Genomic DNA, 20,259 nt, shown 5'->3' on the forward strand with positions numbered 1-20,259 from the left:
CTCAGAAGTGAAACATCATTGCGCCAATGGTAGTGTGGATTCGTCCATGTGAGAGTAGGTCATCGTCAGCTCTCTATTCTAAGAAAAACCCCCTGCGACTTATGTCACAGGGGGTTTTTCTTTGCCTGGGGGTTGGAAGATTAAGTGTAAAATTATACTTAATCTAACTTACTTTTATAATTCACACTCTATAAGTGTATTTTCTATTTGAATTGACGATTTTCTTTGTTTAATTGCTATGCAATTTTATGAATATAATTTTTAGTCCTGCCATCAAAATGATTTGACTTATATCATTATAGCTGCTAATTTTAAACTAGATTTTTATTACAGGTATGTAAAAGATATATTTAAAACTTGTAAATTATTACATCTGATATATTGGATTATTTACCAGTGATGTATTACTCCTATTTTTACAATTATCAAAAGGAATTGATAATGAAGCTAGCTCCTCTTTTTTTAATTGGTGCCTTAGCGGCTGTAAGTCTTTTAGGCTGCTCTAACCAATCTGCTAACACGACTGATGGCTCATCAGCAACCTCTCAAGAAACGACCGTTTTACGCTTCTCTCACTTTTGGCCAGCAACCTCCTCTATCAGTACAGAGGTTTTTGAACCTTGGGCAAAGCAAATTGAAACAGATTCTAATGGTCGCTTAAAAGTAGAGTTGTATCCTTCCGCGGGTCTTGCCAAAGCAGATGTTACGTACGAATCTGCTGCTAAAGGTACGATAGATATCGGCTCACAAGCACATGGTTATACCAGTGGTCGTTTTCCTTTAACTCAAATCACTGAACTTCCTGGTTTATCAAACTCAGCGACTCAAATGAGTTGTATGCTTCAGACTCTTTATGAGGATGGCACGCTTGCTAGTGAGTATGAAGACTCACATCTACTATTCATGTATGGTGCTGGACCTGGCTCACTGCATACTACGGATAAGTTGATTCGGACTCCTGAAGACATGAAAGGCATGCGCATCCGCCGCCCTTCTGCGGTCGCGGGTGACATTATCGAAAGCGCTGGGGCATCACCAGTAGGATTGCCTGCTAATGATATGTATACCTCGCTACAGCGCGGCGTCGTCGATGGGTTGAGTTTTCCATGGGAAGCCGTAACAGCATTCAAAATCGATGAAATCACTAAATATCACACCAATATTCCTTTTTATAGTTCGGCGCTGATGGTTACTATGAATAAGGATAAATATAACAACTTACCTGATGATTTAAAGCAAGTGTTGGATAAAAACTCAGGAATGGCATTGGCTAATAAAGTTGGTGAAGTGTTTGATAAGCATGATCAAATGGCCATTCAAGCTGCTAAAGCTAAAGGCGATGAGATCGTTGAAATTCCTGATCCATTGAATGATCCTGATTGGAAAGGACCACTTGAAAAAGGTACTAAAAAATATCTAAGTGATGTCAATGCTTTGGGTTTAGATGCTGATAGTGTCTATGAGAAAGCAAAAGCTGCCAGTGCTGCTTGTAAAGTGGTATAACCCGTTGGAGGTGTCACATGGTGTTTTTAGTAAAAATCAGCATTCTAATCTCTAGATTATGCCAGTTTATTGGTGGTATCAGTCTTATTATTATTGTTCTCACAACGATGCTCGATGTGACTGCTCGTTATATTTTCAAGCTGACTGGTGGCGAGTTTGGCTTTACTGTTAAAGGCAGTGTAGAGATCGTTTCTTACTTCATGCTGTTTGCTTTACTTGCTGCCTTTGGCGCTTTCGTCGAACGCTCACAAATCATCGTTGATGTCTTTACCCAAAAAATGCCGCAAGCCATTAAAGGTTATATGATGGGCGTCTTTATGATGGGCTTTTTTATCATTGGTATCGTCTTTGCTTGGGGGCTTTATGAGAGTGCTGTTGATGCCATAGAATACGGCAAAGTCACTCAAGATCTTAGGTTGTCAATGATGCCCATCTATGCATTTAGTGCATTTTTAAGTCTCTTACTCGCCATTCGCTCATTAATCGAATCCATTAATATCTTTAAAACGGGCGAGTTCTTTGACGCCGAGGAGACAGGCGCATGAGTCCAGAAATTATCGGTGCGATTGGCCTAGTTGTCATGATCTTGCTTGTTGTCCTACGAGTACCAGTGGCGCTTGCCATGTTAGGTGTTGGATTGGTTGGTTTTGGCGCAGTGACGGCACCCAGTGGTGCATTACAAATGCTCAAAGACATCCCAGTCGATGTTTTGGCAAAGTATGACTTTAGTGCGATTCCCTTATTTATTTTAATGGGCGTTTTTGCCACTCATTCAGGGATGGCAGGGAAATTGTTTGAAGCTACCCGAACTATTTTTGGTGGAGTGAGGGGTAGTTTGGGTATCGCTGGTATAGGATCGTCTGGTATTTTTGCTTCTATCTCAGGCTCATCCTTAGCCACAGCGTCCACTATGACCAAGGTTGCGCTGCCACAAATGGAGAAGTATGGTTATCAACCAGGTTTTGCCTGTGGTATTTTAGCAGCGGGTGGCACGTTAGGTATTATGATTCCGCCTAGCATTGCGCTACTGGTTTATGCCATCTTAACCCAGCAGTCAGTCGGTGACATGTTCATCGCTGGTTTCTTGCCTGGGATTTTGGGCATGGTGATGTATTCAATCACTGTTATGATTATGGTACGCTGGAAGCCGCATTTAGCGCGTCGCGGTGAGCCTACTTCTTGGAAAGCCAAGCTGCTGTCATTGACGGGACTCATACCATTTAGCTTTATTTTTATTGTGATTATTGCTGGTATTTTCTTTGGATTATTTACCCCAACAGAAGGAGCAGCAGTCGGTGCTTTTGTTTCTTGGGCTTATGCTTTTGCCAAAGGCATGCGTATAAAAGGTCTAAAGCAATCTTTGATTGAAACGCTTGCATTATCAGCGGTGGTGTTCTTTATGCTGCTGGGTGCAGAAGCCTTGGGTTACTTTATCTCCGTTTCACGCTTGTCTTATACCTTAGCGACTTGGATTGGTACATTAGCAGTTAGCCCAATGATTGTACTGATCTGTATCTTAATCATGTACTTCCTCTTAGGGTTGTTCATGGATGCTTTGGCGATGCTGGTCATTACCATTCCAGTGGTATATCCAATCATTGTGGCGTTAGGGTTTGATCCCGTATGGTTTGGTATCATCGCTGTATTGACAGTAGAGCTTGGACTGATTACGCCGCCGATGGGGATGAATATCTTTGTCATTAAGGCAATGGCACCGCATATTAAGCTGTCTGATATGTTCCGCGGGGTCGCACCGTTCATTGTCTCTGATCTGATTCGACTGGTTATTTTGGTCGCCTTTCCGGCGGTATCTTTAGTGCTGCTAACGTAAGCGCTATTGATAAAAGTAAGCTTAGAAAATCATAGCTTCGTCGTTCATCTGTATTGTTGATTAATAGGGCCATATTGTTTTTATAGCAATATGGCTTTTTTATGATAAAAGAAAAAGTCGACATAACAATTCTATGGTTAAATTATTCCACATAAAGGCATATAAAGTCACATTATGAGACATTTTTTGAGCGGTCATTTGGATTACTTAGAAGGTGGTTTTTATACTAAATGACATTATACGTGGATAACTTTTCTTATCATTCTAAGGGCTTGTGAATGTAGTAAACTGGTTGGCATTTCCGAATAGATAACTTTATAAATAGAGAAAATCATGGCAGTCGATTTTAGTAATACGCTCATCGTCGCGATTTCTGCAACGGCACTTTTTGATTTAACCGAATCAGAAAATTATTTGCTAGAGCTGCTAGAGCAGAGACCTGTAAGCGCCATAAAAGAGTTTCGAGATTATATGACCAAGCGTGAGAACGATGCTCTCAGCATTGGTGCTGGTTATCCATTAATTAAAGCTCTATTAAATCTGAATAATTATTGCAATGATGGCATGCAAGATTTAGAGGTTGAGACACCTTTGGTGGAAGTGGTCATTGTTTCAAAGAGTAGTCCAGATACGGGCATTCAAGTCCTCAATGCCATTCTTGAACATGAGCTGACTATCTCGCGCTCGGCATTTATTTCAGGCAGTCCTGTTGCTCCTTATATTAAAGACTTCAATGTCGATCTATTTTTGACGACCAATCGCGAAGATGCCCAGCAAGTGGCTGATGCTAATATCTGCGCTTGTGCGATACTCGACGCAACCCCTGTCAATACTTATGAGTTAGATACCGATCAGCTACGTATTGCTTTTGATGGTGATGCGGTGCTGTTTGATGATTCAGGTGAACTGCTGTACAAGCAAAAAGGACTGCGTGCTTTTCACGATCGCGAAATACAGATGCGTGATTTACCGATTGAAAAAGGCCCCTATGCTGAACTGTTGATTAAACTATCAAATTTACAGGAACGTCTACCCGCTGGTCTCAAGTATTCTCCCATAAAGATTGCATTGGTGACAGCTCGCAACGCACCCGCTGATCTGCGTGCGATTAAGACATTGCGAGAGTGGGGCGTCAATGTTGATATGGCGTTTTTCTTAGGAGGTTTAGAAAAAACAGCTGTACTTAGAACGTTTGCACCTCATATCTTTTTTGATGATTCTATCAAACATATCGATGCCGCTCGTCGCTTCGTACCCACCGCTTTGGTGCCTTATCACTCGACGTCGTTATTACATAGTGACAGTTATTTGATGACTGACAAAGAAGCTGCATTGTTAGATTTTACACCTGTAACACGCTCCACTGCTACGCTGAGTCATTAAAATATCGCTAAAAACATGAATTAAAACATGAATTAACAGAGTAGGGCCTTATATGAATTGGCAGCAACTGCTTAACTTGATTATGATACGAATAAAGCAGGTTATAGGCTTATATGCTTTTGTATTAATACCGATGTGGGGCATGTTTTTTTTAAATGAAGTGGCATTATTCGGCATGTGGAATATCTTTGGGATTGTACCTCGTGCCTTAGATGTGGGCAGTATGATTGGGGTATTTGCGTCATGGACGATGCATGGTAATTTTTCACATTTGCTTGGTAACACCTTGACGTTATTACAAATTTTATTTTTGTTTGGGTTGTTTGAGAAGAACGCCTATCGAACGGTAATTAAGCTGATTATGGCATCTGGATTGGTCACTTGGATCATTGGCTCACCATTGTCAATTCATATTGGTGCATCAGGGTTATGCTTCGCGATGCTCGGTTATATGATTGGCGGAGCTATATTTGCGCGGCGCTGGGGTTACTTGCTTGCCTGTATTGTCATGGGTACTGGCTATTGGTTGACTATCAAGCAAGGATTGATGCCGCAACAAGGTATCTCGTTTGCGGCGCACTTCGGTGGGTTATGTGCTGGTTTGCTGCTAGGTGCTAACTCTAAGCATACTTATACGTCAACTTCTCAGCGCAATTGAATACATGACTATAAGATAAGCAGACTTAAACCCCTTAATCATTATCATATGCGTTATCAGTATTTCATATATATATTTATGGGGAAATTAGCTTTTATCGGTGCAAATACTAATAAACAACGGATCATCTGTTGCCAACTCTCGCCATGCTGTTGTTTGTCTCACATGTTCATCAATCGTTAGCTTGCTGTCTTTTTCGGGCATTACATAATCTGCACGTGCAGGAATACGACAGTCTATAACTTGTGGTACTTTCTGCACACTTCTGCGTCTTTCAAACAAATATAAATTGACCAAATATACATTTGGATTGTCTACCTGTACGCTAGCATTACCTGTATCGGCAGCGATAAAACGCAATATTTGCGGCTTGACATAAGACCATGGGCGAAACCACTCGGTGCTTTTTGCTACTTTGACGACTTGTACGCCTGCTGGTAACTTGCTCACTTGCTGATCATACCAGTTATATTCTTGGTGTATTTGAAAGGCAAACATACCGATCGCCGCAAACAAAGGGATAAGCCACTTCGGTGCGCGTTTGCCAGCCAGTTTACTGAGGTGAGTTATAATCAGTGCTAGACCAGCCATGCCAAACGCGGCAGCGATGGTAGCGATAAACTCAAAAAGCATAAAATCTTCCTTAATGCGTTAGGCACTTTTAGTTGAGTGCTTTTAACTAAGCATAATTAGTAAAGTATATTCAATAAAGCAAAAATCTAACATTTTTTATAATAAATAAAAGATAAAAAAATCACTCACAAGCAGCTACTGCCTGTGAGTGATATATAGTAACTGAAGATATATCCTCATTAGTACGCTTAGTGGTCGACTGCCCCGCCTGCGCCACGTGGAGAGCGGACACTTTCAACCAGCTCTTGGATGTATAATGGTGGGGGAGCAGTAGCATAAGAGACAGCAAATGCTACGATAAAGTTGAGTAATGCTCCAACTGCACCAAATGACAGTGGCGAGATACCAAACAACCAGTACTCTGGTGTATCAGGGAAGTTCGCCGTACCGCTGATGAAGAACCAACCTTTAAAGACAAAGATATAAACAAGGATGCTGATCAGACCTGTTAGCATACCAGCGATGGCACCAACATTGTTGATACGTTTGGAGAAAATACCCATCATTAGTGCAGGGAAGAGCGATGCACCAGCGATACCGAATGCTAATGCGACTACCTGTGCGGCAAACCCTGGTGGATTTATTCCTAACCAAGTAGCAACTACAATCGCAACACCCATCGTAATACGCGCAACTCTCAATTCGCCTTTATCAGTAATGTTTGGATTAAGGTTTCGTTTAATCAAGTCATGACTGATCGCTGACGAAATAGCGAGTAATAGGCCTGCTGCTGTTGAGAGCGCTGCTGCCAAGCCACCTGCGGCGATAAGACCAATAACCCATGGTGGAAGATTCGCAATTTCTGGGTTAGCTAATACTAAGATATCGGCATTGACATCCAGCTCATTACCCTTCCAGCCTGCTGCGGTAAAGCGTCCATCAAGTTCTAGATCCTGTGCGACACGTGCAGTCTCTACGGCTGCAGTGGCAGCGGCTACATCGCCACCATCCGCTTGTGCAGCACTCAAGGCAAGCTCAGCGGCACCAAGCCCACTGTCGTTGTACATTTGGATACGACCATCATTATTAAGATCATTATATTTAATAAGACCGGTATCTTCCCATGTCTTCATCCAATCTGGACGTTGATCATAGTTTATAGGTGCTTCTGCTACCCCTTGTGGATAAATCGTATCAATCAGGTTTAAACGTGCCATTGCACCTACGGCAGGAGCAGTGAAGTATAATAGCGAGATAAATACCAACGTCCAACCAGCTGTCCAACGCGCATCAGCGACTTTAGGTACGGTGAAGAAGCGGATGATAACGTGTGGTAGACCTGCTGTACCAATCATGAGCGATAAGGTAAATAGCACCATGTTTAGCTTGTTAGGAACGTCAGCGGTATAAGCCGTGAAACCCAAATCAGTAACCACCTGATCTAGCTTGGTTAAGATAGGAACGCCTGCTTCCACATGGTTTGAAAACAAGCCCAAACCTGGAATTGGATTGCCTGTTAACTCAAGTGAGATGAAAACAGCAGGAATGGTATATGCAATCATTAGAACCACATACTGCGCTACCTGCGTATAAGTAATCCCTTTCATACCACCAAGTACAGCGTAGAAGAAGACAACAACCGCAGCAATCAGTAGACCAGTAGTGTTTTCAACTTCCAAGAAGCGTGAGAAAGCGACACCAGCACCCGTCATCTGACCAATAACATAAGTCGTTGACGCGATAATCAAACAAATTACGGCAATCATTGCTGCCGTTTTTGAATAAAAACGATCACCGATGAAGTCAGGTACCGTAAACTTACCAAACTTACGTAAATAAGGCGCTAGGAGCATTGCCAGTAGTACATAACCACCTGTCCAACCCATCAAATAAGTTGATGCGCCATAACCGCCAGCGGCAAGAATACCTGCCATCGAAATAAATGACGCAGCACTCATCCAGTCAGCAGCCGTTGCCATACCGTTGACCACAGGGTGAACACCGCCGCCTGCTACGTAGAATTCACTCGTTGTGCCAGCACGTGCCCAAATTGCAATACCGAAGTATAGAGCGAAAGATAGACCTACAAAAATAATATTAATCGTAAATTGACTCATGGGGCTATTCCTCGTCTACGCCGTATTGTTTATCTAACTTATTCATACGCCAAGCGTAGAAGAAAATTAAAACGATAAATACCCCAATGGATCCTTGCTGAGCAAACCAAAAGCCCAAGTCGGTACCACCGATTTTAATACCTGCTAAGAGAGGACGTAATAAAATCCCAAACCCGTATGAGCATAGCGCCCAAATAAATAGGCTACCTAAAATGAGACGGACATTGGCACGCCAATAACCGGATGGATCGTTGTGGTTTTCCATAGGACAACTCCTTTTGCCTAACATAAAAACAAGATTACTGATTTGAGCCTGACAAGTTATTTTGCTTTAGCATGTATCACATGATGAACGACAGTTCGATACGTTGTCTATAAACGGATCCTAAAATCAGTTTATAGGCTGATAAAGCAGAATGACCAACCAGTAATAAGTAACCCGATATTATCGAAAAAAAAGCAGATTTCTATCAATCAAAGCACTACGAAAAATACTTTTCTGTGGTTCGATTTTGCTAAAGATTACATTGTAAAATATGGCTGTGGGTCGACTATAACCTAAACATCTAACAAGATTTATGGGCTATAGAATGACTGGATTTATAGTATATAGAGATGAGGATTTATGGAGGAGGGTCGTTATTGATTGACAGTCCTCTGTCTTATTATGCTCATCATCCCTGATGATATTGTCTTAATATTTCAACTTGTTATTCATGCCAATAAGTATTGCAAGAAATATTTATGAACTTATTGGGAATATATACAATATTGACTTAATTAACAATAAATAAATTTTATTTACTTTATGTAACTAAATGTTTGCTTTATGGAAACCATGGTCAACTTATGTTAGAGAGACCAGCTAAAAAAACGGCCGTTGCTCAGGAGTTGTGCTAAAACCATATTTATATTAAGGATTTAGTTTTATAGAGGTATTAGAGCATTATTAGCAATAAAAGTCATTCATTCTATAAATATAGCCAATATTTTGCTCAATAAATATTATGGCAGAGACTATTTTTTTGGAATGGTATTTATATGAATACGTTTTAAAGTCTAACTGTTATACCTAGTCTTAAAAGTTTTCTTCAATATTTTATATAAAAAATATTCTTTTGATCTTTATCGAAATACCTTGCAAAAGTTCGTAAATATTTAATTTTTATAATAGAGGTTTGAAATAGTTAAATAATCTCTAGTCAGTTAAAATGTAGCGACAGGATGTTAGTGATTTACTTTGCCAGTATATTGATCAGATATTTACTGTTTCATGAGTAGGCAGAGGGATTAGTAAGCATTTTTAAATATCATTAATCACATCAATCCATAAAATATACTAGCAGTATAAAATGTAAGTGAGAGGATAGCAGTATGGGTGAAGGGATAGCAGGTTGGTTTAATAGCATCGTCAATTATGGTGTCAGCATTATTTGGGGCAACAATGATTGGTTGATTGCGAGTAACCCTTGGTATGGATTACTGATGTTCGTACTGATTGGTGCGGGTCTTTATTTTACCATTGCCACACGTTTTATTCAGTTTCGCCACTTTGGGCATATGTGGCAGCTATTGCGCGTGTCCAATCAAGGGCGTAAAGATGGCGGCATCAGCTCATTTGAGGCGCTGATGACCTCATTGGCAGCGCGGGTCGGTACGGGTAACTTGGCAGGGGTCGCAATCGCGATTTACCTTGGCGGTCCGGGTGCAGTGTTTTGGATGTGGATGACTGCGATCGTCGGTATGTCGACCAGTTTTATCGAATCAACATTAGCACAAGCCTATAAAGTGCCGCACAATGACAATGTTTACCGCGGTGGACCGGCTTATTATATCGAAAAAGGTCTCGGTCAGCGCTGGCTAGCGATATTTTTCTCATTATGCTTATTAGTAGCGTTCGGTTTAGCCTTTAATGGCGTGCAGTCAAATACTATCGCACAAGCGACCAACGAAGCGTTTGGCGTGCCAACGTGGATGACAGGCTTGGTGTTGGTCGTATTAGTCGCGCCAGTGGTATTCGGTGGTTTGCGCTCGGTTGCGCGTATTGCGGGTAAGATCGTACCCGTTATGGCGATTCTCTATATCCTATTAGCATTGTTCATTATCGTGACGAATTTTAGTCAATTTCCAGCGGCGATTGTGTTAATTGTTAAATCGGCATTTGGTTTTGAGCAAGCAGCAGGCGGGGTGATTGGTTATGGTATTGCTCAGGCAATGATTAACGGTATCAAGCGTGGTCTGTTTTCAAACGAAGCAGGTATGGGTTCAGCGCCTAATGCGGCGGCAACGGCGAAGAGTCACCCCGATCATCCAGCGGTGCAAGGATTTATGCAAATGCTGGGTGTGTTTATGGATACCCTTGTCATTTGTACGGCAACGGCGTCAATTATTATTTTGTCCGGTGTGGTCGATCCTAGTGTTGAGCAAGAAGGTATTCAGCTGACTCAGTTGGCACTGTCGCAATATGTGGGTGATATGGGTGTTATCTTCGTTGCGATTGCTATTTTCTTCTTCTCTTTCACCTCCATCATTGCCAATTATAGCTATGGTGAGTCAAATCTTGAATTCATCTCTGGTGCCAAAAATGCCAAAGTCATGATCATGATATTCCGCTTTATGGTGCTTGGCATGGTATTTGTGGGTGCTATTGCCAGTCTTCCTGCCATATGGAACTTCGCTGACTTATCAATGGGTCTAATGGCACTCGTTAACCTAGTGGCTATTTTAATCTTGTCACCCGTAGCACTGCGCATATTGCGTGATTACGAGCGTCAGATTAAAGAAGGTAAAACCGGCGATCAAATCAAGTTTAATCCTGATGACTTTGTGAAGCTTAAAGACGAAGCCAATCGTGATGCATGGACAGATTAATCTCACCTGATTAAAGATAAACTTGCCTCATGTTTCGAAGCCAAAAAAACCGCCCTTATGAATTCATAAGGGCGGTTTTTAGTATCAGCGATTAATTCTAATATTGTTTATATTTACATATTAGGGTAGTTAGGGCCACCGCCACCTTCTGGCGTTACCCAAGTGATATTCTGTGAAGGATCTTTGATATCACAAGTTTTACAATGCACACAGTTTTGCGCATTGATCACAAACTTAGCTCCTTCCGCATCTTTTACTATTTCATATACACCAGCTGGGCAGTATAAACGAGCAGGCTCAGCATATAGCGGTAAGTTAATTGAAACAGGTACCGTTGGATCAGTCAGTTTCAAATGTACCGGCTGGTCTTCTGCATGGTTAGTATTAGAGATAAATACCGATGACAGCTTGTCAAATACCAGTTTGCCATCAGGCTTGAGGTAGGTTGGCTGAAAAGCGTGATTGGCACGCTCTAACTGATCATAATCTGGCATGCTGTCATGTAAGGTAATTGGCATTTTACCCTTTAATAAGTTGTGCTCGATGAAGGTAAAAGCACCGCCCATAAACAGACCCATGCGATGTATTGCAGGCGAGAAGTTGCGTGACTCATAGTTGTCTTGATACAACCATGACTCTTTATACATGGTGGTATAAGCAACCACTTCATCATGCTGACGATCGGCTTGTAGTGCCTCGAAAATGGCTTCGGCGGCTAGCATGCCTGACTTCATCGATGTGTGTGTGCCTTTGATTTTAGCAGGGTTCAAGAATCCAGCATCATCACCGACCAATACACCACCTGGGAAAGTGAATTTCGGTAGAGAGTTTAAGCCACCTTTGGTTAAAGCACGTGCGCCATAGGAGATGCGCTTACCGCCTTCCAATACGTTTTTGATGACAGGATGGGTCTTTAGGCGCTGCATCTCATCGAATGGCGACATATATGGGTTGTGGTAAGACAAGTCAGCGACAAGACCAAAGCTTACTTGGTTGTTTTCATCGAAGTACAACCACCAGCCACCAGTAGAGCCAGTTTCGGTCAATGGCCAGCCAAGACCGTGCATGACCACGCCTTGCTCGTGTTTCTCAGGGGCTACGTCCCACAGCTCTTTTAGACCGATACCATAATGCTGAGGATCTGAGTCTTTATCAAGATCAAAACGGCTGATTAAGCGCTTACCTAAATGACCACGGCTGCCTTCGGCAAAAATAGTGTATTTAGCAAGTAACTCATAACCTGGCTCAAAGCTAGGCTTGGCTTCGCCATTGGCAGCCACACCCATATCGCCCGTTAAGACACCGCGTACAGAACCGTCATCATTGTATAAAATATCATCTGCAGGGAAGCCTGGGAACATCATGACTTCAAGCTCTTCAGCTTGTACCGCCAACCAGCGCACCACATTGCCCAAGGAGACAATATAGTTGCCATTGTTGTGCATCGGTCCTGGAATCAACGAGTCAGGTACTTTAGTAGAGCGCGTGGCTGAGTTTAGATAATAAAAGCGATCTTCGGTCGCTGGCACATTAAGCGGCGCGCCTTTTTCTTTCCAGTCTGGTATCAGCTCGTTCAAAGCGCGTGGTTCGATGACAGCACCTGATAAGGTATGCGCACCAAACTCAGAACCTTTCTCGACCACACAAACCATAAACTCATCATTACCAGCAGCGATAGCGAGCTGACGCAGGCGGATAGCAGCAGATAGCCCAGCAGGTCCACCACCAACAATGATAACGTCAAATTCCATGGACTCACGTTCAATCTCAGGCTCTGCCGCGACAGCTTCTACTACTACTGGCTCTGGCGCTTTGTCGATAGCGACTGTTTCAGCTGGCACTTCTTGGGTCACAACGGCTGACTCTGCTTTATCTAGATTTGCCGTCTCTGTCGCTACTGATGGGTCAGTATTCACAGTGTCACTATCAATGACTGGCTTTTGATTGTCTTGCTCTTGCATACCTACTCCTAAACTTTTAGTGGCTTATCTCAGGGCATCATTAGCTTAACAATTGAATAATAGACTTGCGGCGCTAACATTACTCAGACATATGGCTGCCCGATAAAAACTGTCTTTGCGACATCAATTGACCATGTTACTGTCGAGATCCATGTATTTAAGGATATCAACACATCACGTAAAATGTGTCATTAACACAACACCCACTTGACCATTTCAATAAAAAATCGTTACTCATTATAAAAGAAAAGTCCTACAAACACGATACGCATTTATGAGTATCGATGTTAAGGTAAGATTGAACTAATGAGGGTGCTAAGATGATATGTTTTCATCATACCCGAAACTAAAATTTATAGTAATAATAGATTTGCCAAACTTTGAATACTAAGTAAAGGATTATACGATGAATAACAATAATGAAGACATAATTCAAAACGATGAAACGGCAGCTAAACCGCCAAAAGACGTGCTATCTGAGCTAAGTAATATGGATTCGCTCAGTCAGTATCTAAAGTCTACCGTAGGCAAACGTGAAGGACGTGCCATCCCACCATTGGATAAATGGCACCCAAAAGATGTGGCCGATATGGATCTGGTCATAAAAGCAAATGGCGAGTGGTGGCATGAAGGCGGGCAAATGACCAGAGAGTCATTGGTGAGCTTATTTGCGACTATTTTATGGAAAGAAGACAATAATGGCATCATTGAATATTTTTTGAAGACGCCAGTACAGAAAATCCGTATCCAAGTTGAAGATGCCCCTTTATTAATCAATGACGTCGGTATCGTCAACGAAGGCAATAACCGTTGGCTAGAATTTACCACGACGACTGGCGATGTGGTGCGTTTAGATGATGAGCACACCATCACATTAAAGGCGTATAATCCTACAGACAATGATACGATTGATCAGCAGACAGCTGCGATAAATACTGAAAACAGTCAGCAGACAGCAATTGATATGCAGGTACGTCCTTATATGCCCGTTAGAAATGGTTTGGACGCACTTATTGGGCGTAATACTTTTTATCACTTGACCGAAATTGGCGAATTGACAGAGCAAAATGGTGAGACGATACTGACGTTACAAAGTGGCGGAAAATCCTATGAGCTGTCGATGCCAGACAGTAATGCAAGGTCTCAAAGCTAAGTATCTGTCAAATGATTTACGGCTTAGATATAGTCAATCCTATATAAATCAGATACGGTGTCAGGTTCGCTTAGTCTACTATTTGTAGTACTTTCGCTTGCCCTCCTTGTATCCAAATTATATTGAACCGACTATAGCGATAAATCACTAGATAATTACTGTAGTATGCCAAACAGCAAACAGCAAACAGCAAACAGCAAACAGCATAAAGATGACAATATGTATATAAAAATGGCAGTAGAGTAGTGATGGATATTGCTGCAAGTAATAGCTTAAATAGGGTGAAAATGCGCTCAGATAGCCTTGATGGTAAATATGTTGAGCATGTCGAGAATGCAACTAATGCTAAAGCTGACATCCATAAAATGAATCTCGGCACAGTTATAAATAATAAAAAGCGCAATGCGCCAATCGGATTGTTTGACTCTGGTGTCGGTGGACTGTCTGTTTATCTACATTTGGCACAGCAGTTGCCTGCCGAGCGTTATGTCTATTATGCAGACACCTTAAATGTGCCTTATGGTAATCGTGATAGCGCTGATATTGAAGCGTTGACTTTAACAGCCGTTGATTGGTTGTATAAGCAGGGCTGCAAGCTCATTGTTATTGCTTGTAATAGCGCCTCAGCCTATGCTTTGGAAACAGCCAGACGGCGTTATCCGCAGCTGCCTATCGTCGGATTAGTCCCGGCGCTAAAGCCCGCCATATCGGCGAGCAAAACTGGTCGCGTGGTCGTTTTAGCGACTAAAGCTACCTTGAATGGCACATTGCTTAATGAGGTCATCGATCACTTTGCCAAACCCAACAATACGGTAGTGACCAAATATTTTGATCCGCAATTGGTACCTTGGGTCGAGGCGGGAATGCCAGAGCAGGACGATACTGTTTTAAGATTACGCCAGCAGCTCACATTATTTGCTCATGATGGCGTTGATCAATTGGTACTAGGCTGTACGCACTATCCATTTTTCAAAACGTTTTTGTTAGATGAGATTGCTCAGCAGCAATTGGCGATGCAGGTCGTTGATTCTGGACAAGCGATTGCTGAGCGAGTTAAGCAGCTATTGGCTGCAAACCAGCTGTCTGCATTGGTTGACAATACCCCAGATGATCATTGTTTAGAAACAACTGACAGAACAAAAGTTGTCATTCGACCGCCATTGATTTTTTATGCGACTAAGTTCGATGATAAACTGGGTACTTTAATAGCGCGTTTGCTTGGCAAAGACGCCATCTTGCAATACTGTTCTGAATAGGCGCAGCTAAAGGTGTTTATATCAAACCCATAACCATAATATTGATATATTAAAAATAAATTGAGCTTATTTTTATAAGATTATGCTAGGCTGTGCAACACAAGATATTTGTGCTCTATTTTATATCATATTATTCTATGTCATGACCTAAGCTTAGAGGTGATTGTGCCAAACCGTCGCTATCATATTCACATCATATGCGCTGACAATGATGAATTGTTGGTCTTGGACAGCTTGGCGATATTTTTTCAGTCGCGGGCTTTCTTGACCTATGATGTGTCGAGCCAATTGCCAAAAGCATCGCTATATGGTCGACAATGTATCGACTCCTGCGATTATGCACTGATGCTCATTGGAGACAGTTATGGCACCGTGCAAAGGAATGGCGTTAGCCAAATGCATTTGAGCTATTTGAATGCCAAAGCCAAGCTCAAACCGTTAATCATCTTAATCAAAAATCATCATCCAGATGCGAGTATCAGTCGTCAACTGCAAGAATTTATTAAGTCGGTAACTCGGCAGGACAATACGATATATTATTATGATACAGAAACGGATATTGAGCCATTACTTGTACAAGCTTACTATAACGCAGTGACCAATCATCAGGTCGTTGGTGGATGGCTGAGAGCTAATGAGGAAATGATTAAATTTAGCAAGCAAACCGTGGCGGAACGGTTTGCAGATCTATTGTCTACTGACAAAACGCTAAAGGAAAATAACCCACCTGCTGATGAATTCGTCTCTGATGATGTGAGTAAGCCAATTGTATTGTTAGAAGCTTTTGATATTCAATATAGCGCTCAAGCTTATGCAGGTGGCAACCTGACGGATGTTACCAGACCCATGACCTTAACATGGCAAGAGATATTGATCGTCTTAATGAAAATACCGGCGACCTTTTCGAGCTATGGCTTGCAAAATGCTATGAATCGTTTAATAGCGTCAAAAGCTGAGCAAGACATCAAAAAAGAGATGCCGAATGTCCATGCCGTCTCGCGCTGCCAAATTTCTCAAGATGATTTGAATCAGCTACAACGTCAGCTAGTGGGTGCAAACTGGATACAGCTCACAACCTATGGCACTCGCGTCTCGCAAGAACTTTGGAAGTTGACCTTTCATGCAAAAAATCTATTGAACGAAGTCCATCATAACTCCCAATGATTCGCACTCTGCACTAATAATATTCCTGCCTTCCTCATTTAAAAATAGTCATAGCCTGTCTGCTGTAAAGAGCACACGTGTGGCTGTGACTACGTTTTGTAATACAAAGCATACGCGTCAACGGTTGTGAATCCATTTAAGACTGGTAATATTAAGACTAATCAGAGATTGATAATAAATACATTATTTATATTAAAATTACTGACTTATATATTGTATACATACAAATCGGATGTATATAAATCGCATAATAATACTGACTAAGGAGAGCACCTGATGAGTAACGCTAAAAACGATGCATTAAAAAAAGAGCTTGATGGCTTAGAAGAATCTATGCATGCTGCCGAGCAGTTTCATACACTAGAAGAGCAAGTAGCGGACATGAAACGTCGCGGTATCGACCCTAGCCAAGCTTATAAAGACTTGGACAGAAAAGAAGAAGATGCTGATTGGGGTGATGCTACTTGGAAAGAAAACGGCAAGTGGGAACCAAAAACGCCTGCTGATCTAGATGAAAAAGCACGTGAGAACTGGGATGGTGATAATGGCAAACCGAACCCACCACCGATCGTTTAAGTTGACAATTGACTAAAAACTAAAGAATGAACCTTATGAAAAAAGCCACGTTATTATTATGAACTGACCCCCATAAATTGGACATAATTTATGGGGGTTATTTTATGCGTTACGATCTAGACTTTAAGATTAAAGTCATTGCATACTATAGAAAAGGACGTACTGGAGTTTCCACAGCTAAGAAGTTTGGACTTGATGAGAAGATAGTATCTAGATGGGTCCAGCAATATCAAATCGGTGGTATCGATGCTATCAAGCCTAAAAATAGCAAAACCAGATATAGTGCTGATTTTAAGTATAAAGTGATAACAGTGATGTTGACAGAAGGTTTGAGCCAATCTGAAACGGCACTTAAATTTCATATTAGCTCACCTGCTCTCATCAGTCATTGGCATAAAGCTTATCGACTCTACGGTATGTCTGGCCTCACATCCAAACATAAAGGGAGTATCCCTATGAAGTCTCCTATCATAAGCAAACCTGACGATGAAAAGACGCCTGCTGAATTGAAGCGTGAGAATGAGTATCTACGCGCAGAGAATGCCTATCTAAAAAAGCTGGATGCCTTGCTAAGGGAAAGGGAACAAGCTGCGACAAAGCAAGGCTCATCGAAGCGTTAAGAGAGCAGCATCTATTATCTGACTTATTAACCATAGCAACCCTTGCAAGGAGTAATTTCTACTACCATAGAGCGCAGCTGTGGAATAAAGATAAGTATGCCGACTTAAAGCAGCATATCATCACCCTTTATCACCAGCACAAAGGCAGATATGGTTATCGTCGAATAACAGCTGCCTTAAAACAGCTAGGGATTCATCATAATCATAAACTTATCGCCAAGCTTATGAAGCAGCTGAAGCTCAGTGCACGGATTCGACGGCAAAAGTGGCGCTCATATAAGGGACAACAAGGCAAAATAGCAAACAATCATCTAAAGCGTCGGTTCAAGGCAAGTAGACCCTTTAAACGTTGGCTCACTGACATTACCGAGTTTAAGGTCGGTGATAAAAAATTATACTTATCACCGATACTCGATTGTTATAATAATGAGATTATTAGTTATACGCTCTCAAAAAGGCCGACCTATGATTTAGTAAGTCGAATGCTAAGTCAGGCACTGGAAAAAACCAAAGCCAGCCGTCATAAGAAGCTAATGCTACATTCAGATCAGGGATGGCATTATCAGATGAAGCCGTTTAAAAAGACGCTCAAAAAGCATCAGCTTAAACAAAGTATGAGCAGGAAAGGAAATTGCCTCGATAATGCGCTGATGGAAGGCTTCTTCGGTACACTAAAGTGTGAGACTATTTATATTGAGAAGCCAGACTCGATTGAGGCGTTAGAGAAACAGATTCATGAGTATATCCACTACTACAATCATGAAAGAATTCAGCTTAAACTAAAAAGACTGAGTCCTGTGCAATACAGAACTCAGTCCTTGAAATAAACTTAAACCGTCTAAGATTTGGGGGTCAGTTCATTAACGTGGCTTTTTTTATTTGCTTAACCTAAGATACATCTGCAGAATACTAAGAACCTTCGTCAACACGAACGAGCTTCACCACACCGTCGCTACCAATGACACGGCGATAGCGTGTGTTACCAGAGGTAGGTGATTGCGCAGAAGGCTGCGTCGAGTAAGTATTAGGAGTACTCGTTTGCTGCTGAATCAGCTGTCCCATGCGATCAGCAGAGGCAGGGTTTAAAGGCTGGCTATTCGACGGCTGTCCGTATTGATTGCCGTATTGCGTACTTTTCGGGGCTGTGTTTCCAGCATCTCCAATGATTGCGCGGTAGAATTTCTGTCCTGCGCGGCCATCCGCTGGCAAGATACCATGACTAGATTGGTATTGCTGAATCGCGATACGGGTATTATCGCCAATAATGCCGTCAACACCACCAATATCGTAACCCGCGTTCAATAACGCCTGCTGGATATCTTTGGCTTGCTGGCGACTGATACCAGGGTCATCGGTAGGCCATGCCGTGACAAAATCAGTTTTGCTGCTGTCCTCTTTGGTGATTAAGTCTGATAAATGGGCGATTGCCAATGCATAATTTTCTGACGCATTATAAGAGTAAAACGTATCAAAGTTTTTACCAACTAAGAAAGCAGGACCATCTTTGCCAGCGGGTAATAATAGACCAGCACTACTCAAATCGTTTGGCAATGGACTGCCATTGGCGAGCGTGATACCTTGATTGCGCCAGTGGCTGATAGACTTCTTGTTTTTACGGTCAGACGCTGCCCAAAATCCACTGGGCAGCTTGACTTCGTAACCCCAAGGCTCGCCCGTGCGATAGCCGCGCTTATCTAAGAAGTTGGCGGTAGAGGCTAGCGCGTCAGGCACACTATTGACCAAATCGCGGCGACCATCACCATCGAAATCAACTGCCAACTCTAAAAAGGTACTTGGCATAAATTGCGTTTGCCCAAAAGCGCCCGCCCATGAGCCCGTCATATCACTTGGCGCGATATCACCGTTTTGGACGATTTTTAGCGCATTGGCGTATTCACCTTGGAAGTAGCTCTGACGGCGATCGAAACAAGACAGCGTCGCTAGAGACTCAAACAAAGGTTTTTTGCCCAATGTCTGCCCAAAGTTTGACTCAACGCCCCATACACCTAATACGTGCTCGGCTTTGACGCCATAGCGTGATTCAATTTGACGTAGCGTATCCGCCCATTGACGCTTGGCGCGGATGCCATCTTCTACACGCTCTTTATCGACCAATGAAGATAAATAATCCCAAACGTCTTTTTGAAACTCTGGCTGATAATTCAATGACTGAATCACGCTAGGATCAGGCTGGCTAGGGCGATAGTTATTAAAAGTAGAGCTATCAACCCCTCGAAATTTGCTAGAGTTTTTCAAACCGTCTAAGCATTGTTGAAACTCGGCATTAGATAAGTCTGGCGCTGGAGGTTTGGCTGCTTGAGCAGTGCTAGCAAAACTCAGCCCAACAGCAAGGCTAAGTAATGATAAAGTAGAAACTGGAGTCAAACGCATGAAAATATCCTATAAACGTTGAAATAGTTATTAAAAGAGAAAGCAAAGCGGATTGGTACAGTATGGACTTAGAGTAACCAATCTCATGGGTAAAGAAAAGGTATCGAAGTAAGCGGTTACTATAAATTGACGGTGGCGTGAGGTTGGGATAGGGTTTAGGATAGATAAGCTAAAATGCATCAAGTACTAAACAAGAAATAGA

General features: G+C 42.1%; 16 protein-coding genes and 1 pseudogene. 12 read left to right on the top strand and 5 right to left on the bottom strand.

The genetic code is table 11. The features are described from left to right. The first annotated feature begins 441 nt into the window (after positions 1 to 441). From INT03_RS07805 to INT03_RS07825, 5 genes are all read left to right on the top strand, one after another. Positions 442 to 1,503 (top strand): TRAP transporter substrate-binding protein, encoded by a 1,062-nt coding sequence (locus INT03_RS07805; protein ID WP_193008499.1) that lies wholly within the window; start codon positions 442 to 444, stop codon positions 1,501 to 1,503. A 17-nt stretch (positions 1,504 to 1,520) separates the two neighbouring features. Continuing rightward, positions 1,521 to 2,048: a TRAP transporter small permease gene (locus INT03_RS07810; RefSeq protein ID WP_193008500.1), complete on the top strand. Its 528-nt coding sequence runs from the start codon at positions 1,521 to 1,523 to the stop codon at positions 2,046 to 2,048. Continuing rightward, the gene (locus INT03_RS07815) at positions 2,045 to 3,334 is read left to right on the top strand and encodes a TRAP transporter large permease (protein ID WP_193008501.1); all 1,290 of its coding nucleotides are present in this window, start codon (positions 2,045 to 2,047) and stop codon (positions 3,332 to 3,334) included. The genes INT03_RS07810 and INT03_RS07815 overlap by 4 nt, the downstream gene beginning before the upstream one ends. 333 nt (positions 3,335 to 3,667) lie before the next feature. Continuing rightward, positions 3,668 to 4,717: a 5'-nucleotidase gene (locus INT03_RS07820; RefSeq protein WP_055125847.1), complete on the top strand. Its 1,050-nt coding sequence runs from the start codon at positions 3,668 to 3,670 to the stop codon at positions 4,715 to 4,717. A 52-nt stretch (positions 4,718 to 4,769) separates the two neighbouring features. Then, on the top strand, positions 4,770 to 5,375 hold the full coding sequence (locus tag INT03_RS07825; RefSeq protein WP_193008502.1) for a rhomboid family intramembrane serine protease: 606 nt from the start codon (positions 4,770 to 4,772) through the stop codon (positions 5,373 to 5,375). An 87-nt stretch (positions 5,376 to 5,462) separates the two neighbouring features. On the opposite strand, the gene INT03_RS07830 is transcribed toward INT03_RS07825, so the two are convergent. The 3 genes from INT03_RS07830 to INT03_RS07840 all read right to left on the bottom strand — a co-directional run bounded on the left by INT03_RS07830 (position 5,463) and on the right by INT03_RS07840 (position 8,330). Further along, a complete protein-coding gene (locus tag INT03_RS07830) occupies positions 5,463 to 6,008 on the bottom strand; it encodes a hypothetical protein (protein ID WP_193008503.1) in 546 nt (181 codons plus the stop codon). 188 nt (positions 6,009 to 6,196) lie between these two features. Next, positions 6,197 to 8,065 carry a sodium:solute symporter family protein gene (locus INT03_RS07835; RefSeq protein ID WP_193008504.1) on the bottom strand — a complete coding sequence of 623 codons (1,869 nt, stop codon included), beginning with the start codon at positions 8,063 to 8,065 and terminating at the stop codon, positions 6,197 to 6,199. A gap of 4 nt (positions 8,066 to 8,069) precedes the next feature. After that, the gene (locus INT03_RS07840) at positions 8,070 to 8,330 is read right to left on the bottom strand and encodes a DUF4212 domain-containing protein (RefSeq protein ID WP_045448034.1); all 261 of its coding nucleotides are present in this window, start codon (positions 8,328 to 8,330) and stop codon (positions 8,070 to 8,072) included. 1,109 nt (positions 8,331 to 9,439) lie between these two features. Between INT03_RS07840 and INT03_RS07845 the strand changes: the two genes are divergently transcribed. Then, positions 9,440 to 10,936, top strand: a complete 1,497-nt coding sequence (locus INT03_RS07845; RefSeq protein ID WP_045448031.1) for an alanine/glycine:cation symporter family protein — start codon at positions 9,440 to 9,442, stop codon at positions 10,934 to 10,936. Positions 10,937 to 11,049: 113 nt separating this feature from the next. Here INT03_RS07845 and INT03_RS07850 read toward each other — a convergent pair whose 3' ends face one another. Beyond that, the gene (locus INT03_RS07850; RefSeq protein ID WP_193008539.1) at positions 11,050 to 12,687 is read right to left on the bottom strand and encodes an electron transfer flavoprotein-ubiquinone oxidoreductase; all 1,638 of its coding nucleotides are present in this window, start codon (positions 12,685 to 12,687) and stop codon (positions 11,050 to 11,052) included. A 616-nt stretch (positions 12,688 to 13,303) separates the two neighbouring features. Between INT03_RS07850 and INT03_RS07855 the strand changes: the two genes are divergently transcribed. The 6 genes and pseudogenes from INT03_RS07855 to INT03_RS07880 all read left to right on the top strand — a co-directional run. Beyond that, a complete protein-coding gene (locus INT03_RS07855) occupies positions 13,304 to 14,050 on the top strand; it encodes a DUF1285 domain-containing protein (RefSeq protein ID WP_193008505.1) in 747 nt (248 codons plus the stop codon). A gap of 365 nt (positions 14,051 to 14,415) precedes the next feature. Next, positions 14,416 to 15,306, top strand: coding sequence for a glutamate racemase (gene murI, locus INT03_RS07860; RefSeq protein WP_404816130.1), 891 nt, complete (start codon positions 14,416 to 14,418; stop codon positions 15,304 to 15,306). 165 nt (positions 15,307 to 15,471) lie between these two features. Beyond that, complete coding sequence (locus INT03_RS07865; RefSeq protein WP_287045547.1) at positions 15,472 to 16,470, top strand: DUF4062 domain-containing protein; 999 nt, start codon at positions 15,472 to 15,474, stop codon at positions 16,468 to 16,470. A 276-nt stretch (positions 16,471 to 16,746) separates the two neighbouring features. Continuing rightward, positions 16,747 to 17,046: a hypothetical protein gene (locus tag INT03_RS07870; RefSeq protein ID WP_045455583.1), complete on the top strand. Its 300-nt coding sequence runs from the start codon at positions 16,747 to 16,749 to the stop codon at positions 17,044 to 17,046. A gap of 104 nt (positions 17,047 to 17,150) precedes the next feature. Further along, positions 17,151 to 17,666 carry a helix-turn-helix domain-containing protein gene (locus INT03_RS07875; RefSeq protein ID WP_193008508.1) on the top strand — a complete coding sequence of 172 codons (516 nt, stop codon included), beginning with the start codon at positions 17,151 to 17,153 and terminating at the stop codon, positions 17,664 to 17,666. Next, positions 17,645 to 18,493: pseudogene (locus INT03_RS07880) on the top strand (IS3 family transposase); the annotation flags it as partial. The gene INT03_RS07875 and the pseudogene INT03_RS07880, both read left to right, overlap by 22 nt. Positions 18,494 to 18,575: 82 nt before the next feature. On the opposite strand, the gene INT03_RS07885 reads toward INT03_RS07880, so the two are convergent. Continuing rightward, positions 18,576 to 20,057, bottom strand: a complete 1,482-nt coding sequence (locus INT03_RS07885; protein ID WP_193008509.1) for a lytic murein transglycosylase — start codon at positions 20,055 to 20,057, stop codon at positions 18,576 to 18,578. Positions 20,058 to 20,259 lie beyond the last annotated feature (202 nt).

Origin of the sequence: Psychrobacter sp. PG1, from assembly GCF_014897815.1 — a bacterium.
Lineage (GTDB): Bacteria > Pseudomonadota > Gammaproteobacteria > Pseudomonadales > Moraxellaceae > Psychrobacter.